The 15,555-nt window shown below is 75.2% G+C and carries 14 protein-coding genes and 1 tRNA gene; 7 read left to right on the forward strand and 8 right to left on the reverse strand.

Annotated features, from left to right (window positions below; translation table 11 throughout):
- Positions 1–188 precede the first annotated feature (188 nt).
- Entirely contained in the window at positions 189–848 is a 660-nt protein-coding gene (locus ACRYR9_RS17520) for an HAD-IB family phosphatase (protein ID WP_432493918.1), read from the forward strand.
- A gap of 107 nt (positions 849–955) precedes the next feature.
- Here ACRYR9_RS17520 and ACRYR9_RS17525 read toward each other — a convergent pair whose 3' ends face one another.
- Complete coding sequence (locus tag ACRYR9_RS17525) at positions 956–1,444, reverse strand: GNAT family N-acetyltransferase (RefSeq protein WP_432493916.1); 489 nt, start codon at positions 1,442–1,444, stop codon at positions 956–958.
- Between the two features lie 213 nt (positions 1,445–1,657).
- Between ACRYR9_RS17525 and ACRYR9_RS17530 the strand changes: the two genes are divergently transcribed.
- A complete protein-coding gene (locus tag ACRYR9_RS17530) occupies positions 1,658–1,882 on the forward strand; it encodes a DUF4287 domain-containing protein (protein WP_432493914.1) in 225 nt (74 codons plus the stop codon).
- Positions 1,883–2,345: 463 nt separating this feature from the next.
- On the forward strand, positions 2,346–2,636 hold the full coding sequence (locus ACRYR9_RS17535; protein ID WP_432493912.1) for a DUF2795 domain-containing protein: 291 nt from the start codon (positions 2,346–2,348) through the stop codon (positions 2,634–2,636).
- 36 nt (positions 2,637–2,672) lie between these two features.
- On the opposite strand, the gene ACRYR9_RS17540 is transcribed toward ACRYR9_RS17535, so the two are convergent.
- The 7 genes from ACRYR9_RS17540 to ACRYR9_RS17570 form a co-directional block, all read right to left on the reverse strand.
- Positions 2,673–3,506: a metallophosphoesterase family protein gene (locus tag ACRYR9_RS17540; protein ID WP_432493910.1), complete on the reverse strand. Its 834-nt coding sequence runs from the start codon at positions 3,504–3,506 to the stop codon at positions 2,673–2,675.
- On the reverse strand, positions 3,503–5,551 hold the full coding sequence (gene pknB / locus ACRYR9_RS17545) for a Stk1 family PASTA domain-containing Ser/Thr kinase (protein WP_432493908.1): 2,049 nt from the start codon (positions 5,549–5,551) through the stop codon (positions 3,503–3,505). The genes ACRYR9_RS17540 and pknB overlap by 4 nt, the downstream gene beginning before the upstream one ends.
- Positions 5,552–5,639: 88 nt before the next feature.
- Positions 5,640–7,103 (reverse strand): peptidoglycan D,D-transpeptidase FtsI family protein, encoded by a 1,464-nt coding sequence (locus ACRYR9_RS17550; RefSeq protein ID WP_432493906.1) that lies wholly within the window; start codon positions 7,101–7,103, stop codon positions 5,640–5,642.
- Positions 7,100–8,473, reverse strand: a complete 1,374-nt coding sequence (locus ACRYR9_RS17555) for an FtsW/RodA/SpoVE family cell cycle protein (protein WP_432493904.1) — start codon at positions 8,471–8,473, stop codon at positions 7,100–7,102. Before ACRYR9_RS17555 ends, ACRYR9_RS17550 begins: the two co-directional genes overlap by 4 nt.
- Entirely contained in the window at positions 8,473–9,882 is a 1,410-nt protein-coding gene (locus ACRYR9_RS17560) for a Stp1/IreP family PP2C-type Ser/Thr phosphatase (protein ID WP_432493902.1), read from the reverse strand. The genes ACRYR9_RS17555 and ACRYR9_RS17560 overlap by 1 nt, the downstream gene beginning before the upstream one ends.
- Before the next feature lie 7 nt (positions 9,883–9,889).
- Positions 9,890–10,369, reverse strand: a complete 480-nt coding sequence (locus ACRYR9_RS17565; RefSeq protein WP_432493900.1) for an FHA domain-containing protein FhaB/FipA — start codon at positions 10,367–10,369, stop codon at positions 9,890–9,892.
- A 7-nt stretch (positions 10,370–10,376) separates the two neighbouring features.
- Complete coding sequence (locus ACRYR9_RS17570) at positions 10,377–11,081, reverse strand: FhaA domain-containing protein (protein ID WP_432493898.1); 705 nt, start codon at positions 11,079–11,081, stop codon at positions 10,377–10,379.
- Between the two features lie 130 nt (positions 11,082–11,211).
- On the opposite strand from ACRYR9_RS17570, the gene ACRYR9_RS17575 reads away from it, so the two are divergent.
- From ACRYR9_RS17575 to ACRYR9_RS17590, 4 genes are all read left to right on the forward strand, one after another.
- Positions 11,212–11,295: transfer RNA gene (locus ACRYR9_RS17575), tRNA-Leu, on the forward strand.
- An 84-nt stretch (positions 11,296–11,379) separates the two neighbouring features.
- The gene (locus ACRYR9_RS17580; RefSeq protein WP_432493896.1) at positions 11,380–12,222 is read left to right on the forward strand and encodes an SDR family oxidoreductase; all 843 of its coding nucleotides are present in this window, start codon (positions 11,380–11,382) and stop codon (positions 12,220–12,222) included.
- 174 nt (positions 12,223–12,396) lie between these two features.
- The gene (locus ACRYR9_RS17585) at positions 12,397–13,635 is read left to right on the forward strand and encodes a globin domain-containing protein (RefSeq protein ID WP_432493894.1); all 1,239 of its coding nucleotides are present in this window, start codon (positions 12,397–12,399) and stop codon (positions 13,633–13,635) included.
- A 24-nt stretch (positions 13,636–13,659) separates the two neighbouring features.
- The gene (locus tag ACRYR9_RS17590; protein ID WP_432493892.1) at positions 13,660–15,399 is read left to right on the forward strand and encodes a P-loop domain-containing protein; all 1,740 of its coding nucleotides are present in this window, start codon (positions 13,660–13,662) and stop codon (positions 15,397–15,399) included.
- The last annotated feature ends 156 nt before the right edge of the window (positions 15,400–15,555 follow it).

Here is a 15,555-nt window from a genome sequence, read left to right on the forward strand (position 1 = left end):
AGGTTGCCGGACGGTCTCGCTGCAGACCACCACCGACACGCCCGAGCGGTGACGGCCCACCCCGGCGTGTTCGCTCCCGCCTGCAGCACCGCTGTCCACCGCGGGTCCGAACGCGCGGTCATCCCGCAGACATCGCGTGGTCCTGCCGATCTGCGAGTGGCCGATCGGCTGCCCCCTAGGGTCGCCAGGTGCCTCGACAGCAGTGCGTGGTCTTCGACCTGGACGACACCCTGGTCGCCTCCGACTCTTTCGCCCGCCTGCTAGCGCACCTGCTGCGCCGTGCCCCGGTGCGCCTGAGCCTGGTGGCGCTGACCGCACCGGCGTGGTTGCTGCTCGGTGTTCGGCGCGCCAGCCGACTGCACGCCGAGCGTGTCGTCATCTGGGCGGCCATCGTGGGCCTGCACCAGCACCGCTTCGAGGCGTTGGTGCGCGACTTCGCCGCCGAGCACGCCGGAGCCGACGGTGGCCGGCGCATCACCATCGCCGTGCAGCGCCTGAAGGAGCACCTGGCCGCCGGGGACCGGGTCGTCATCGCCACCGCCTGCGCCGAGCCCCTGGCGCGCGAGGTCTGCCAGGTGTTGGGCCTGCGGGACGTCGAGGTCGTCGCCAGCGCTTTCACCACTCACCGCTGGCGCCTGCCGCACGCGGTGCCCGCCCGCGGTCACCAGAAGGTGCAGGCCCTGGTCGAGGCCGGCATCGACCTGCCTGTGGATCACGCCTACTCCGACAGCGTCAGCGACTTGCCGTTGCTGCAGGCGGCACGCACCGCCCACCTGGTGCGCCCCTCGAAGCGGCACCTGCCCGTGCTGCTGCGTGAGCTGGGTCAGGAGGTAGAGGTCATCTGCTGAGTACGGCCGCAGCGGTAGCCGCCGACATGGATGCGCGCTCATCCCGCTGTCGTAGAAGTTGACCGGTGCCATGAGCACCGATCACGTGCTCGCTCCCACGGGCGCGATCAGCCGAAGTCCCGGACAAAACGACGTTCCGGACGCCCCGCCGACCCGCGCACCTCGACGTCGTCGGTAGCCACCCAGCCCGCCCGCTCGTAGGTGTTGATCGCTCGCGCGTTGTCGGCGATGACCCACAGCTCACCGCGGGGCAACGCCGCCCGGCGGGCGTGCTCGCTCACGTGTTCGAGCAGCGCCCGCCCTGCACCAGAGCCCCACGCCTCGGGGTCGGTGGCGAGGTAGCGGATCTCCAAGAACTCACCTCGGGAGATCAAGAGGCAGAAGCCGACGGCTCGCTGGCCGCGGCGCGCCAGGTGCAGCGAGGCGCCCTGCTCGGCCAGCGCCTGCTGGATGCCTGCGAGCTTTTCCTCCGTCGGAGCCACCGAGGGCAGCTGGTCCCTCTCGGCGGTGGCGCGGGCCCAGATGCCTGCCGCCTCGCGTTCAGCGGCGATGCCTTCCGCCGACTCGACCGTCAGCTCCTCGTGCGTGATCCGCATCGGTCCATGCTGCCGGGCGTCGGGGACCAGCCAGCCACCGCACCCCCACGGGGGCGCAGCAGGGCGCGGCCCTCTCAGAACCTCACGGTCATCCCGCGGTGGGCGCGCTCGTGACCGCTCACGACGACACCGACTCGACCGGCAGCGATCACTTCGCGGGCTCCCGGCAGTCTCATCGTCAACGGCACCCGCGACCAGCCACAGGAGATCCTCATGCCCGAGAGCACCAGAGGACCGGCGTCCTACTTCCCGTCGATCGAGACCAAGTACGGACACCCGATCGCGCACTGGCAGCACCTGCTGCGCGAGCACCGCACCCAGCACCCCGCGGCCCGGCACGTGGACCTGGTCACCTGGCTCAAGAGCGAGCACGGCCTCGGTCACGGACACGCCAACGCGCTGGTGGCCGCCACCTTGGCCGAGGACGAGCACGCCTGACCCACCGAGGGCCCGCTGCGGCGCCCCGCGAGCCGAAACGACTTCACGGTCTTGCCGCGATCCAGCTGTGAGCGCGACCGGTCGAGAACCCTTCGTCACGAGCTCGACGAGGGCGGCGAGCTCGCTACGGACGAGCCGCCCGGTGCCACTCGGAGTGGGAGCGCTGGGCCTCGTAGGCCACCAGCGCACCGCAGCGCCGGCACACCGGGAGCCTGACCCCGCGCGAGCTCTTGGTGAACCCTTCCAGCACAGGCGCCGGGTCCACCCCGAAGTGCTTCCGGATCCCTCGCAGCACTCCCACGAGGACCACCCTGCCAGCAGCCCGACCACGGGGTCCGCCGTGACCCGCAAGGCCCCTACCGATCGTCCTGAGACGTTCGACACCTCCCTCTCGACACGTGCGGTGGTGGGCGGCCCGAGGTCCGGGGGTGTCGTTCCCGCCCGCAGCGGGTACGCCTCAGGCATGGCGACGAACGACGAGGTCCTGCACGCGGTCCGCGACGCCGACTACCCGGCGGGCAAGGACCAGCTGATCTCCACCGCGCAGGCGGCCGGCGCGAGCGAGGACGTCCTCAAGGCGCTGCGCACCCTGCCGCTGGCGGACTACGACAACGCGCAGGAGGTGGTCCGCTCCGTGCCCAGCGAGGAGGAGGAACCGGACGCCCGCACCGCTGCGGAACAGGCCCGGCTGAACTCCACCTCGCACGTCGCCGCCGGTCAGCGCGAGGTCCCGCCGGACCCGACGGCGTCCTGACACCCCCGCACCGGCACCCCGCGGAGGGCGCCCCGGTCAGGGTGCGGAGGCGCCCTCCGCGGCGAGGATCCGCTGCACCACGTCCGGGGTCAGGACGAACAGCTCCTCGCCGTCGCCGGGCGCGGCGACCGACAGCACGGTCACCCGCACCCCCGCGTCGTCGACGTCCACGAGGCACGCACCGCTGCCGCGCACCGCGCGCTCGGAACCGTGCTCCACGAGCACGTCGGTGCGGTTCGCCACGCCCGGCGCCACGACGGCGGTGACCCCGCCGGGCAGCGTCGCCACGTACGGGTGGTGGTAGTGCCCGCTGAGCACCGCCCGCGCGTCCGTGCCGGCGAGCGCGTCCAGCAGCCGCTGCGGCTCCTGCAGCTTCAGCCCCTCGTGCAGCACCGTCGGCGCCGGCAGCGGGGAGTGGTGCACCACCACCACCGACCCCAGCGGCGCGGGGTCGGCGAGCACCCCGCGCAGCCAGGTCAGCTGCTCCTCGCCGAGCACGCCGTGGCCGTGCCGGGGCACGGAGCTGTCCAGCACCACCAGCCGCAGACCGCCGGCGTCGTGCACGGAACGCACCGGGCCGAGGACCTGCCCGAACGGGCCGGGCAGGTCGTGGTTGCCCATCGCGAATGCGACGACCTCCGCGCCGTGCTCGCGGGCGAAGCCGCCCACGAGGTCGCGCGCGGTCTCGTAGGAGTGCACCGACCCGTCGTCGGAGACGTCGCCGGAGACGACGACCGCGTCCAGCGGGCCCAGGCCGGCCAGGGACGCCAGCACGTGCCGCAGCACGGCCGTGGTGTCGACCCGTCCGCCGCCGTGCCGGCCGCCGGGGGCCATCAGGTGCGTGTCGGACAGGTGCAGGACCCGGCTCACTCCTCGTCCTCCGTCTCCGGTGCGGCGCCGGCGACGGTGTCCTCGTCCTCGTCGCTGCTGCCACCGTCGCCGTTGCCGCCACCGTCGCCGTTGCCGCCACCGTTGCCGTTGCCGCCACCGTTGCCGCCGCCCCTGGTGCCGCGCGTCGCGGCGCCCGAGGGGTTGGTGGTGGCGGTGGACGTCGGGCTGGCCGTGGCGGTCCGCGACGGGCTGGAGGTCGGCGTGGGGGAGGAGGTCTCCTCCGGCGCCAGCACCACGTCGATGGACGTGTCCACGTCCACCGTGGTCTCCGCCGTCGGGCTCTGCGAGACCACCGTGCCCGGTTCGCCCTCCGCATCGGGGTCGGTGGAGGCGTTGACGTTGAGGTTCAGCCCGTCGAGCTGGTCCTGCGCCTGCTGCAGGGTCAGGCCCGTCAGGTCCGGCACCTCGACCTGACCGCTGGCCACGTACAGGGTCACGGCGGTGCCCCGCGCCACGCTGGCGTTCGCCGCGGGGTCGGTGCGCACCACGGTGCCGGGCTCCGCGGTGGGGTCCTCGTCGGTGGACTCCGCGTCCCCGGGGTCCAGGCCGGCCGAGCGCAGCTCCGCGCGGGCGTCGTTCTGGCTGGAGCCGCCCACGTCGGGCACCGTGACCGCCGCCGGCCCGGTGGACACCGTCAGCGTCACCGTGGAGCCGATGGCCGCCGACTGCCCCGGCTCCGGGTCGCTGCTGACGACGTCGCCGGCCGCCACCTCGTCGTTCGCCTCCTCCACGACCGCGGACTCCAGCTGCGCGGCCGCCAGCAGGTCCTCGGCCTCCTGCTGGGAGACGCCCACCACCTGCGGCACGTCCACGGCCGTCGGGGACGACGTGGCTGACGGGTCCGACCCGCCGCCGTCGCGCTCCAGCAGCGCCCACCCCGTCGCGCCGATGCCGCCCAGCAGCGCCAGGACCAGCAGCACCCACGGCCAGCGCCGGCCGCGGTGCTCCTCCGGCGGCTGCCCGCCGCCCACCGGGGGCAGGGCGCCCGTGGGGGTCGCGGGCGCCTGCCCGGCCGTCGCGGGAGGGACGGTGGGGGTCACGCGGGTGGCCGCCGTGGGCGGGCCGGCCGCCGGCATGGTCGTCGTGGCCGCCACCGGGGGCACCGCGCTGGTCGGGGCGAAGCTCGCCCCGCGCAGCGGCCGGCCCTCCACGGCCCGGCGCAGGTCGTCGGCGAAGTCGGCGGCGCTCTGGTACCGGTGCTCGCGGTCCTTGCTCAGCGCCATGAGCACCACCTGGTCCAGGGCGGGGGGGATGCTCGGCACCAGGGCGCTCGGCGGCTTCGGCTGCTCCGAGACGTGCTGGTAGGCCACCGCGACGGGCGCGTCGCCGGTGAACGGCGGGCGGCCGGTGAGGATCTCGTACAGCAGGCAGCCGGTGGAGTAGAGGTCGCTGCGCGCGTCGACGGTCTCCCCGCGCGCCTGCTCCGGCGACAGGTACTGCGCGGTGCCCATCACCGCCGACGTCTGCGTGAGGGTGGCCGAGGAGTCGCTGATGGCGCGGGCGATGCCGAAGTCCATCACCTTGACCTCGCCCGCCGGCGTGATCATCACGTTGGCGGGCTTGATGTCGCGGTGCACGATGCCCATGCGGTGGCTGTACTCCAGCCCACCCAGCACGCCCTCGGTGATCGTCAGCGCCTCGGTCGTGGACAGCGGGTGGTCGGTGCGCAGCATGTCGCGCAGCGTCCGGCCCTCCACGTACTCCATGACGATCCACGGCAGGTCCACCTGCGCGCCGCCGTGCTCCAGGACGTGGTCCGCGCCGGTGTCGTACACCGCGACGATGGAGGGGTGGTTCAGGCCGGCGGCGGCCTGGGCCTCGCGCCGGAAGCGGGTCTGGAACGACGGGTCGCGAGCCAGGTCGGAGCGCAGCAGCTTCACCGCGACCGCGCGCCCGAGGCGGGTGTCGCGGGCCACGTGCACCTCCGCCATGCCGCCGCGGCCGAGGAGGGCGCCGACCTCGTAGCGCCCGCCGAGCAGGCGCGGCGAAGCCTGCCCGCCGCTGCTGGTCGATGCGTCCGTCACTGCGTTCCCCGTCCCCGTCGTGCCCGTCGTCCCTCGTCGTCCACGTGCCCGCCCGTCCCGTGCTCGGCCACCGGCTCAGCCACCCCGCTCAGCCATCCAGGGCCGCCTGCATGACCTGCTTCGCCACCGGCGCCGACAGCCGTCCGCCGTAGGCGCTGTCCACCGAGCCGCCGTCCTCGATGACCACCGCGACGGCCACCTCGCGGTTCTCGCCCTCCTCGTCGCGCGCCCACGAGGTGAACCAGGCGTAGGGGACCTGCCCCTCGCCGCGCTGCGCGGTGCCGGTCTTGCCGCCCACGACGGCGCCGTCGATCTGCGCGCGCGTGCCCGTGCCGGACTCCACGACGGCGCGCATCATCTCCTGCAGCGCCTCGGCGGTGTCCTCGCTCACCGCGCGGCCCAGCTCCTGCGGGCCGGGCTCGGCGATGACGTCCAGGCTCTCCGCCTCCCGCACCGTCTCGACGAGGTTGGGCTCCATGACCACACCGCCGTTGGCGATGGCCGCGGAGACCATCGCCACCTGCAGCGGGGTGACCCGCACGTTCCCCTGCCCGATGCCGGCGTACGCCAGCAGCGGGCCGGTGGCGTCCTCGGGGAACTCGCTCTGCGTCACCGACAGCGGGACCGACAAGGGCTGCTCGAAGCCGAACGCCTGCGCCTGCGCGTCGAGGGTCTCGGCGCCGAGGTCCAGGCCGAGCTGCCCGAAGGCGGTGTTGCAGGAGATGCGCAGCGCGTCGAGCAGGCTGACCCGGTCGTTCGGCCCGCAGGCGGTGCCCTCGTCGTTGCTCAGCGTGTTCTCGGTCTGCGGCAGGTCCAGCTCCTGCGGGCCGGCCACGAGGGTGTCGGTGGTGTAGTCGCCGCTCTCCAGCGCCGCCGCCGCGGTGATCAGCTTGAACGTCGACCCCGGCGGGTACAGGGCGTCGATCGTCCGGTTCACCAGCGGGTCGTCCTCGTCGGAGACCAGCGCCTGCCACGCCTGCTCGGCGGCCGCGCCGTCGTGGGTGGCCAGCACGTCCGGGTCGTAGCTGGGGCTGGACACCATCGCGAGGACGTCCCCGGTGGACGGCTCGACGGCCACGACGGCGCCCTTGCGCCCGTCCAGGGCGTCCCACGCGGCCTGCTGCACCTGCGGGTCCAGCGTCAGCGTCACCGACGCCCCGCGCGGTTCCTCACCGGTCAGCAGGCTGGACAGGCGCCGGTAGAACAGCTCGTCGGCGGTGCCGGACAGGACGTCGTTCATGGCCCGCTCGATGCCGGACGTGCCGTAGCGGATGGAGTGGTAGCCGGTGACCGGCGCGTACATCTCGCCCGCCTCGTACTGGCGCAGGAACCCGTAGGAGTCGTCCACGGGCACGCTGGTGGCGATGGCCTGGCCGGCGCCCACGAGGATCGCGCCGCGCTCGCGGCCGAACTCGGCGTACAGCTGGCGGCTGTTGCCGGGCATCGCGTTGAGCTCGCCGGCGCGGACGAACTGGATCCACGTCGTGGACGCGAACAGGGCGAAGAACAGGAAGGCGACGACGGCGGAGAGCCTGCGCAGGGGGCGGTTCACGGGATCCGCACCGCCTGCGTCACGCCGGTGTCGCCCGGCTCGGGACCGTTGCGCACCTCCACCGCCGGGCGGCGGGCCAGGTCCGAGACCCGCAGCAGCAGCCCCACCACGATCCAGTTCGAGACCAGGGACGAGCCGCCCGCGGCCAGGAACGGCGTGGTCAGACCGGTCAGCGGGATCACGCGGGTCACGCCACCCACGACGACGAAGACCTGCAGCGCCACGGAGAAGGCCAGGCCCGCGGCGAGCAGCTTGCCGAAGCCGTCGCGCACCCCGACGGCGGTGCGCAGGCCCCGCTCCACGAGCACCCCGTACAGCAGCAGCAGGGCGAACAGCCCCACCAGACCCAGTTCCTCGCCGAAGGAGGCGTAGATGAAGTCGGAGTTCGCGAACGGCACGATGTCGGGGCGCCCCCGGTCCAGGCCGGTGCCCAGCAGCCCGCCGTTGGCCATGCCGTACAGCCCCTGCAGCAGCTGGTAGGCGCTGTCGGCGTTGTCCGCCTCGAAGGGGTGCAGCCAGATGTCCACCCGGCTGCGCACGTGCGACATCGTCGTGGCGGCGAACACCGCCCCGGCGGCGAACAGCAGCAGGCCCAGGACGATCCAGCTGACCCGCTCGGTGGACACGTACAGCACCGCCACGAACAGCCCGAAGAACAGCAGCGAGGTGCCCAGGTCGCGCTGCAGCACCAGCACGCCGACGCTGGCGCCCCACGCCAGCAGGATCGGGCCCAGGTCGCGGGCGCGCGGCAGGCGCAGGAACAGCACCTTGGGGCCCGTCAGGGACAGCGCGTCGCGGTGCACGACGAGGTAGCCGGCGAAGAACACCGCCAGCGCGATCTTGGCGAGCTCGCCGGGCTGGAAGGACAGCGGCCCGATCCCCACCCAGATGCGCGCGCCGTTGATCTCGCGGCCCAGCCCCGGCACCAGCGGCAGCAGCAGCAGCAGCAGGCCGGCGACCATCGCGGTGAAGGTGTACCGCCGCAGGACGCGGTGGTCGCGCAGCACGACGACGACCGCCCCGGCGGCGGCCACGCCCAGCGCCGACCACACGAACTGCCGGGACGCGGAGGCGGTCTCCTCCGCCAGGTCCAGGCGGTGGATCATCACCAGGCCGAGGCCGTTGAGCAGCGTCGCCACCGGCAGCAGGACCGGGTCGGCGTGCGGGGCGCGCCAGCGCAGCAGCAGGTGCAGCACGACGGCCAGGGCGCCCAGGCCCCCGCCGTGCGCGAGCAGGCCCGCGGGCAGCTCGCCGGAGCCGGTCAGCCCCAGCACCGCCCACGCGCCGCACGCGATGAGCACGGCCGCCACGACGAGCGCGAGCTCCACGTTGCGCCGCGTGGTCGGGTACACGGGCAGGACGGTGGCCATCAGCCGACCCCTCCGCAGTCCTCGGCGGGCGCCTCGCCCGTGGGCGTCGCACCCGGTGTGCCGGTGGTGGTGGGCGCTCCCGGTGCGCTCGTCGCCGCCGCCAGTGCGGCGGCGGTCGTGGTGGTGGGCGTGGTGGTGCTCGTCGGCCCCGCGGTGGGCGAGGCGGTGGGCTCCTGCGCCGCGGCCCGGCAGTCGGCCGCGATCTCCTGCAGGTTCTCCACGGTCTCGCGGGCGTCGTCGAGGCCGGAGGCGCTGATGCGCCCGGTGACCAGCGCGGCGTACGTGCGGGGCAGGTCGTCCACGGCGACGTCGGTGCGCTCGAGGACGTGCGAGGTGCTCACCGGGCCGATGTCCTGCGTCAGCCCCTGGAACACGGCCACGCGGGAGCCGTCCACGCCCACGAAGTACTGCTGCTGGCTCCAGCGCCAGCCGCCCCACGCCCCGGCGGCCAGCAGCACCACCAGCAGCAGGGGCCCGGCGATCCAGCGGCGGCGCACGCGCCGCCGGCGCGCCTCGTCCACGTGCGCGCCCGCGCCGGGATCGTCGTCCTCCTGGTCGTCGTCGTCCGCCGCGCGCAGCGCCGCGGCCCGCGCGGCGGGGGTGCCGGAGGCGCTGGAGCGGCGCGGGCGGTGGAAGGCGGCCGCCCCCACCACCTGCGGGGTCGTCGACGGCGGGGGACCGCCGCCGATCTCCACGACGTCGGCGACGACGCAGGAGACGTTGTCCGGGCCGCCGCCGCGCAGCGCCAGCTCCACGAGGCGCTCGCAGGTGGCGTCGGGGGCCTCGCCGGCGGCGAGGGTCTGCTCGAGGGTCTCGGCGCTGACCACGCCGGACAGCCCGTCCGAGCACAGCAGGTACCGGTCGCCGGGGCGCGCCTCGCGCACCGAGACGTCCGCGGTGTCCTCGTCGCGCCCCGTGAGCACCCGCATGATCACCGAGCGCTGGGGGTGCCGCTCGGCCTCCTCGGCGCTGATGCGGCCCTCGTCGATGAGCGACTGCACGTAGCTGTGGTCGCGGGTGAGCTGGGTCAGCCGCCCGTCGCGCAGCAGGTAGCCGCGGGAGTCGCCGATGTGCGCCAGCACCAGCCGCGAGCCGGCGCGCAGCACCGCGGTGACGGTGGTGCCCATGCCGGACAGCTCCGGCTCGTCGGCCACCCTGCGCCGCAGCTGCTCGTTGGCGGCCTCCAGCGCGTGGTGCAGGTGCTCGGCGGCGTCGTCGCTGCCGTGGGACTCGCCGTCCAGGCTCGCCAGCTCCCCGACGGCCAGCGAGGACGCCACGTCGCCGCCGGCGTGCCCGCCCATGCCGTCGGCGACGACGAGCAGGTGCGGTCCGGCGTACCCGGAGTCCTGGTTGGTGGAGCGCACCAGTCCAACGTCGGAGCGGGCGGCGTAGCGCAGGGCGATGGCCACGGTCCGCTCACCTCCGCAGTTCGAGCACGGTCCGCCCGATGCGCAGCGGTGTGCCGGGCTCGAAGGGGACGGGGGCGCTCAGGCGGTCGCGGCCGAGGTAGCTGCCGTTGGTGGACTGCAGGTCCTCCACGAGCCAGCCTGCGCCGTCCCCGGCGGGGCTGATGCGCACGTGGCGAGTGGAGGCGTACTCGTCGTCCAGCACGAGGGTGCAGTCGGCGCCGCGGCCGATGAGCACCGGCGCCTGGCCCAGCGCGATGGTGGTGCCGCGCAGCGACCCCTCCACCACGACGAGGGTGGCGCGCTCGCGGCGCGGGGCCTGCGGGGCCGCCTCCTCGCGCCTGCGGCGGCGGGGCTCGCGCTCGGTGCGCCGCGCGGTGACGCGCGTGCCGAGCAGGTCGGTGCGGAGCACGCCGACGACGGCGAGCACGAACAGCCACAGCAGGGCCAGCAGGCCGAGCCGCAGCGCGGTCAGGGTGAGCTCGCTCACGGGCTCCTCAGGTCCAGCCCTCGTCGCGGCGCGGGGCGCGGTAGACCGCGCGGGTGCGCCCGAGGGTGATCGTGGTGCCGTCGAACAGGTCGGTGGAGGACACGCGCTCGCCGTCGACGAAGGTGCCGTTGGTGGAGCCGAGGTCGACCAGGCGCGCGCCGGAGGCGCTGACGCGGACCTCGGCGTGGCGGCGGGAGACGCCGGGGTCGTCCACGACGACGTCGGCCTCGGAGCCGCGCCCGAGCACGGTGACGGCCTCGGTGAGCACGTACCCGCGCCCGTCGACCTCCAGCTGCGGGCGGCCGGCGGTGGAGGTGCTGGTGGTGGCCGGTGCGACGCGCCCCTTGACGGTGGAGCTCAGGACGCGGAAGACGCCGGTCTCCAGGTCACCGGACTCGTGGAAGTCGACCCGCACGGGGCCCACGAAGGAGTAGCGCTGCTTCTCGGCGTGCTGGGTGACGGCCGCGACGAGCTCGTCGGCCAGCGTGTCCTGCCAGGAGGCGATCTTGTCGTGGTCGGAGCGGCCGAGCTCCACGATGAAGCTGTTGGGCACCAGGGTGCGCCCGCGCGCCAGGACGGCGGCGCGGTCGTCGAGCTCGCGGCGCAGGGCGCTGGCGACCTCCACGGGCTGCACGTCGCTGCGGAAGGCGCGGGCGAAGACGCCGTTGACGGCTCGTTCGACCCCGCGCTCGAACCGGTCGAGCACTCCCACGCGCCGCCCCCCTCCTGGTGACCCCTGCTGATCCGGCTCCCGCATCGTAGCCGCGCGGGGCCCGCCGCCCCCGTCGGGAGAGCGGGGGCGTCCGTGGAGGCCTCGTGGACCTGCTAAGGTCTTCATGTCTGCGCGAGTGGCGGAATAGGCAGACGCGCACGGTTCAGGTCCGTGTGCCCGAAAGGGCGTGGGGGTTCAACTCCCCCCTCGCGCACAGGGTGAAGGCCCCGGTCGGTATCGACCGGGGCCTTCGTCGTGTCCGGGTGCCGTCCGCGCCGCGCGGCCGCAGGCTTCTCCCGTGGGACTCATCGGGGTGACGGGTGCGAGCGGGCACGTCGGCGGGCGCGTGGCGCGCGCCCTGGCGGCGGCGGGGTTGCCGCAGCGGCTGGTGGTGCGCGACGCCTCCCGCGCCCCGGACCTGCCCGGCGCCGACGTGCGGGTGGCGTCCTACGCCGACGGCGGGGCGCTGCGGCACGCGCTGGACGGGGTGGACGTGCTGCTGCTGGTCTCGGCCTCCGAGGACGCCGGCCGGGTGCAGCTGCACCGCAGCGCCGTGGAGGCCGCCGCCGCGGCCGGCGTGCGCCGCGTGGTCTACACCTCGTTCCTGGGCGCGGCGCCGGACTGCACCTTCACCTTCGGCCGCGACCACGCCGCCACCGAGGAGCTGCTGACCGCGGCCGGCCTGCAGGCGACGGTGCTGCGCGACTCCTTCTACCTGGACGTGCTGCCCGAGTTCGTCACCGCCGGTGCGCTGCGCGGTCCCGCGGGCAGCGGCCGGGTGGCGGCGGTGGCCCGCGACGACGTCGCCGAGGTGGCGGTGGCCGCGCTGCTGGACGACTCGCACGCCGGGCGCACCTACGACGTCACCGGTGCGCAGGCCCTCACCCTGGAGGAGGTGGCGGCCACGATCACCCGCGTCACGGGCGAGCCCGTGCGGTACGTGCAGGAGAGCGTCGAGGAGGCGTACGCCTCGCGCGCCGGGTTCGGGGCACCGGCGTGGGAGGTGGACGGCTGGGTCAGCACGTACACCGCGATCGCCGCCGGCGAGCTGGACGTGGTCAGCGACGTCGTGCAGCGCCTGACCGGCCACCCGCCCCGCACCCTGGAGGACGTCCTCCGCGCCCGCTCGCCGCACACCTGACCGCCCCACCCCCACCCCGTGGTGATCATGCACGGTTGAAGGCTCACCCGTGCAAGATCACCACAGGTGAGGGGGCGGGTCGGGGGGGCAGGGGGCGACACGGGCCCGTTCGCACGGCGTGCGCGGCTGTGGTGCGGTGCAGGCGTCGACGCCCGTCCCCGAAGGAGGAACCCCGTGCTCTCCGACCGGTCCCGACCCGTCATCGAGGCGACCCTGCCCGTGGTCGCCGACAACATCCAGCAGATCGCCCAGCTCTTCTACCGGCACATGTTCGCCGCCCACCCCGAACTGCTCGACGGCACGTTCAACCGCGGCAACCAGGCCCAGGGCACCCAGCAGGTGGCGCTGGCCGGCTCGGTCGCCGTCTTCGCCAGCTCCCTGATGCGCACCCCCGAGCAGCTGCCCGAGCAGCTGCTGTCGCGCATCGCGCACAAGCACGCCTCGCTGGGCCTGCGCCCCGAGCAGTACGACGTCGTGCACGAGCACCTCTTCCGGGCCATCGGCGACGTCCTCGGCGACGCGGTCACGCCGGAGGTCGCCGCGGCCTGGGACGAGGTGTACTGGCTGATGGCGTACGCGCTGATCCACCAGGAGCGCGGCCTGTACAGCGCGCGCGGCGTGCGCCCGGAGACGGTGTGGCGGCCCTGGCGGGTGGCGCAGAGGGTGCGCGAGACCGACGACGTGGTGACGTTCGTGGTCGAGCGCGCCGACGACCGCCTCGTCAAGACGTCCCTGCCCGGGCAGTACGTCAGCGTGCAGGTGCGCACGCCCGACGGCACGCGCCAGCCGCGGCAGTACAGCCTCACGCGCGCCGACGACGGCCGGCACCGGCAGTTCTCCGTCAAGCGCGTGCACGGCGGCGGCAAGCCGGACGGCGAGGTGTCCACGGTGCTGTGCGAGTCCGTGCGGGTCGGTGACGAGCTGACCCTGTCGCTGCCGTTCGGCGACGTCGTCCTGGACGACTCCGGGCGCCCGGTGGTGTTCGCCAGCGCCGGCATCGGCATCACCCCGATGGCCGGGATGCTCTCGCACCTGGCCGCCGCCGGGTCGGGCCTGCGGGTGCTGCTGCTGCACGCCGACGCCCGCCCGGACTCCTTCGCGCTGCGCGAGCAGGTGCTCGCCGACGTCGCCGCGCTGCCGGGCGCCTCCGCCCACGTCTGGTTCGAGCGGGGCGGCGGCGAGGACCTGCCCGTCGCCGGCGTCCACGAGGGGTTCGTGGACCTGGCCGACGTGGACCTGCCCGACGACGCCCTGTACTACCTGTGCGGGCCGATCCCCTTCATGCGCGCGGTGCGCAGCGCCCTGCTGGACCGGGGGGTGCCGGCCCGCGACGTGCAGTACGAGGTGTTCGGCCCGGACCTGTGGGCCGCGGACCTGGCGTCCGAGCCGGCCCCCGGCGCCCTGGCCGGGTAGCGCGCCGCTCGTAGGGTCGGGGACGTGCCCCGCCACCGCCCCTCCGAGCCCCCGCGCGACACCCCCGCACCCGCCACCGGTGCAGCCGCCGACGACCTCGCCGCTGCGCTGCACCACCTGCACGACGGCCCGTACGCCCGCTACCGGTCGCTGACCGGGCGCCGCTGGCCGCTGCTGCCGGGCGCGACGTTCTCCCTGGTGCGCTCGCAGGCCGACCCGTTCGCGCCGCCGAGCCGCTGCGAGGTGCGGGTGGACGCCCGTGCGGCGGGGTTCGCGCCGCTGGGGCTGGACGTCCCCGCGCGCCGGCGGGCCCTGGCCGGGTACCTGGCGCGCCGGGCCCGCGACGCGGCGGGCGGCACGTTCCGCGTGGACGCCGGTGGGCAGGAGGTGCTGCAGCGCAGCAGCTGCGAGGTCGCCGCGGACGGCTCGGCGGTGCTCCGGTTCGGCTACCACCTGCCCGGCCCGCGCCGGCGCGTCGACGGGCGCACCGCCGCGCGCGACCTGGCGGGGGCGCTGCCGGAGCTGGTGCGCTCGGCGCTGCTGGCGCTGGACGAGGACGAGGTGCGTGGTTTCGTCGACGCCGTGGAGGACGCGGCGGTGCTGCGCTCGCGGTTGCCGCAGCTGGACCTGGTGGCGTTCGTGGCCGACGGCGCGGTCCTGCCGCGGCGCAGCGGGGTGGACCCGCGCCCGGCGCTGGACGCGGTGCCGTTCACCAGCCCGCCGCCGCTGCGCGTGGCGGTGGAGCTGCCGCACCGCGGGACGGTCACGGGGATGGGCGTGCCGGAGGGTGTCACGGTCGTCGTCGGCGGCGGTTTCCACGGCAAGTCGACGCTGCTGTCCGCCCTGGTGGCGGGCGTGCACGACCACGTGCCCGGCGACGGGCGCGAGCTGGTCGTCACGGTCGCGGACGCCGCGGCGGTGCGCGCCGAGGACGGGCGCGCGGTGACCCGGGTGGACGTGGGGGCGTTCGTCACCGGCCTGCCCGGCGGGCTGGACCCGCGCGACTTCACCACCGCCGACGCCTCCGGTTCCACCTCGCAGGCCGCGGCGGTCGTGGAGGCCGTGGAGGCGGGCGGCCGGTTGCTGCTGGTGGACGAGGACACCGCGGCGACGAACCTCATGGTGCGCGACGCGCGGATGCAGGCGCTGGTGGCCAAGGACGCCGAGCCGTTGAACCCGTTCGTGGACCTGGTCCGCTCGCTGCACGCGGAGCACGGGGTGTCGACGGTGCTGGTGGTGGGCGCCTCCGGCGACTTCCTCGACGTCGCCGACCGGGTGCTGCTGATGCGGGCCTTCTGCTGCGAGGACGTCACCGAGCGGGCCCGGGAGGTCGCGGCGCGGCCGACGGGCCGGGCGGTGGAGGCGACGGGGTTCCCGCCGGTGCGGCACCGGGTGCCGGAGCCGGGCCCGCTGGACCCGCGGGTGCACGATCGGCGCAGGGTCGGCGCGCGCGGCGCGGACGCGCTGCTGTTCGGCGAGCAGGAGGTGGACGTGCGGGCGGTGCGGCAGTTCACCGACGCCTCGCAGGTCGCCGGTGCCGGGTACGCGGTGGACCACCTCGTCGCGGCCGGTCACCTGGACGGCCGGCGCACGCTGGCGGCGGCGCTGGAGCTGCTGGCGGCGGACCTGGCCGGCCCGGTGGAGGGGTGGACGGGCGGGGCGAGCGCCGACGTGGCGGTGCCGCGCCCCCACGAGGTGGCCGCCGCCCTGAACCGCCTGCGCACCCTGCGGGTGCGCGAGCTGCGCCCCACCCCCGGCGACTGACTCCACCCCCCCGCTCCACACCCTCGGGGGTGTTGGGCGGGGGGTGGGTGTCCACCGGGCCGCTGCCCGCGGGGGGGGGGGGGGGGGGGGGGGGGGGGGGGGCGGGGGGGGGGGGGTGGGGGGGGGCCGGGCTGCGCCGGGGGGGGGAAGGTGGCG

It is taken from the genome of Kineococcus auxinigenes (assembly GCF_050871525.1).
Lineage (GTDB): Bacteria > Actinomycetota > Actinomycetes > Actinomycetales > Kineococcaceae > Kineococcus.

What these genes read in the sequence shown, in the direction of transcription:
- ACRYR9_RS17530 (WP_432493914.1), top strand. Translation starts at nt 1,658, where the DNA reads ATGCCCGAGAGCACCAGAGGACCGGCGTCCTACTTCCCGTCGATCGAG.
- ACRYR9_RS17535 (WP_432493912.1), top strand. Translation starts at nt 2,346, where the DNA reads ATGGCGACGAACGACGAGGTCCTGCACGCGGTCCGCGACGCCGACTAC.
- ACRYR9_RS17525 (WP_432493916.1), bottom strand. Translation starts at nt 1,444, where the DNA reads ATGCGGATCACGCACGAGGAGCTGACGGTCGAGTCGGCGGAAGGCATC.
- ACRYR9_RS17555 (WP_432493904.1), bottom strand. Translation starts at nt 8,473, where the DNA reads ATGGCCACCGTCCTGCCCGTGTACCCGACCACGCGGCGCAACGTGGAG.